Origin of the sequence: Rhodococcus sp. O3, from assembly GCF_048897285.1 — a bacterium.
Lineage (GTDB): Bacteria > Actinomycetota > Actinomycetes > Mycobacteriales > Mycobacteriaceae > Rhodococcus.
On the sequence record NZ_JBMBTE010000293.1, the window covers coordinates 1 to 1,756 of the forward strand.

At 72.6% G+C, this 1,756-nt stretch carries 3 protein-coding genes; 2 read left to right on the plus strand and 1 reads right to left on the minus strand.

Annotated features, from left to right (window positions below):
* Nucleotides 1–106: 106 nt before the first annotated feature.
* A complete protein-coding gene (locus ACN675_RS29030) occupies nt 107–874 on the minus strand; it encodes a TSUP family transporter (RefSeq protein ID WP_420754096.1) in 768 nt (255 codons plus the stop codon).
* 97 nt (nt 875–971) lie between these two features.
* On the opposite strand from ACN675_RS29030, the gene ACN675_RS29035 reads away from it, so the two are divergent.
* Both ACN675_RS29035 and ACN675_RS29040 read left to right on the plus strand, forming a co-directional pair.
* Entirely contained in the window at nt 972–1,481 is a 510-nt protein-coding gene (locus ACN675_RS29035; protein WP_420754097.1) for an FxsA family protein, read from the plus strand.
* Between the two features lie 19 nt (nt 1,482–1,500).
* Nucleotides 1,501–1,756, plus strand: a 256-nt coding sequence (locus ACN675_RS29040) for an amidohydrolase family protein (protein ID WP_420754098.1), incomplete at its 3' end; no start/stop codon positions are given.

A 1,756-nucleotide genomic window follows, 5' to 3' on the forward strand; every position in this document is an offset into this window, starting at 1 on the left:
GCCCCGCCGCGGCGGGCCACCGCCAGCGCCGCCTCGGCGAGCGCACGTAACGGCAGATCCAGGAAATCGGAGTCGACGGTGTTCACCCGCTCACCGTAGAACTCGATCATCCGAATTGCTGCCAACCGAGCCGCACCACCATCACCAGCACCACGATCAGCAGCACCGCCCGCACGAACCCGGCGCCGCGCGCCAGCGCGGTCCGCGACCCCAGCACCGCCCCGGCCACGTTGCACACCGCCATCGTCAGGCCCAGTGCCCACCACACGTGCCCGGTCGCGGCGAAGAACACCAGCGCGCCCAGGTTCGAGCCGAGATTGATCACCTTCGCCATCGCCGCCGACCGCACGAACTCGGTGCCCAGCAGGGTGGCGAACGAGATGATCAGGAAGGTGCCGGTGCCGGGACCGAGGATGCCGTCGTAGAACCCGATCACCGTGGCCGCACCGAGCACGACGATCAGCGTGCGCCGCAGGCTCGGCCGTTCCCGGGCCAGGGTGGTGCCGACCTGCGGCCGCAGGGTCACCATCATCGCGACCGCGACGAGGGCGACCATCACGATCGGGATGAACAGCGCCTTGTCGATCAGTGACACCGCGGCCGCCCCGCACGCCGCGGACACCACCGCGACCGCCGCGCCGGGGGCCAGTACCTTCCACGGCAGCCGGATGCGCCGCGCGAACGTCACCACCGCGGCGCTGGTGCCGCAGATCGCGGTGAGCTTGTTGGTCGCCAGCGCGGCCTGCGGGGTCAGTTGCGGCGCCACCAGCAGCAGCGCGGGCAGCAGGATCAGCCCGCCGCCCCCGACCACCGCATCGACCCACCCGGCGGCGGTCGCCGCGGTCAGCAGTAGCGCCCAGTCACCGGCATCCATGCCCGTGATTCGATCACGGGTGCCCGGTGCCGGCCGATCGGGAGCAAATTCGCCGGCCCGTTCGTTGCACCGGTGTGGCCGCCCGGAAGGAGCCCTGATGTTGCCCCTGTTGTTCCTCGTCTACGTCGTCGCCGAGATCGCGGTGCTGGCGGTGCTCGGCTCCGCCATCGGGGCCGGGTACACCGTGCTGCTGTTCCTCGGTGTCAGCGTCCTCGGCTATCTGATCCTCGGGGCGCAGGGCCGCCGCGCGCTGCAGAACCTCGGGAAGGTGCGGGCCGGGGGCTCGCCGGATCGGGCGCTGACCGACGGGGCGCTCGTCGGGGCCGGCGCCGGCCTGGTGCTGGTGCCCGGTCTGCTGACGAGCGTGCTGGGCATCCTGCTGTTGCTGCCGCCGACCCGGGCGCTGCTGCGCCCGGCCGTCAAGGTCCTCGCCGCCCGCAAGATGGCGAACCTCGCGGCCCGCGGAAGCTGGCACGGTGAGCGCATCACCGTCGTCGACGGGCAGGTCGTCGAGCACACCGTCGTCGACACCACGCCGCGGCTGACGTCCGCGCCGATCCTCGACGGCGAGATCGTCGAGACCCCGCAGCGCCCGCAGCGGCCCTGACGGGGCACACTGGACGCTCGTGAGTCCAGCACCGCACACCCAGCTTCTCGTCGGCGGCCGTATCTACAGCGCCGGCGCCCCCGATGCCACCGCGATGGCCGTCACCGACGGGCAGGTCGTGTGGGTGGGGGCCGAGCGTCCCGGCCGCGCGCTGCATCCCGACGCCGAGATCGTCGACCTGCACGGCGCGTTCGTCGCCCCCGCGTTCGTCGACACCCACGTGCACGTCACCGCCCACGGCCTGGCCCTGACCGGCCTGGACCTGACCGGCGCCA

Bases quoted from the DNA above. Each gene is read 5' to 3' on its own strand.
- ACN675_RS29030 (WP_420754096.1), bottom strand. From the start codon at position 874: ATGGATGCCGGTGACTGGGCGCTACTGCTGACCGCGGCGACCGCCGCC.
- ACN675_RS29035 (WP_420754097.1), top strand. From the start codon at position 972: ATGTTGCCCCTGTTGTTCCTCGTCTACGTCGTCGCCGAGATCGCGGTG.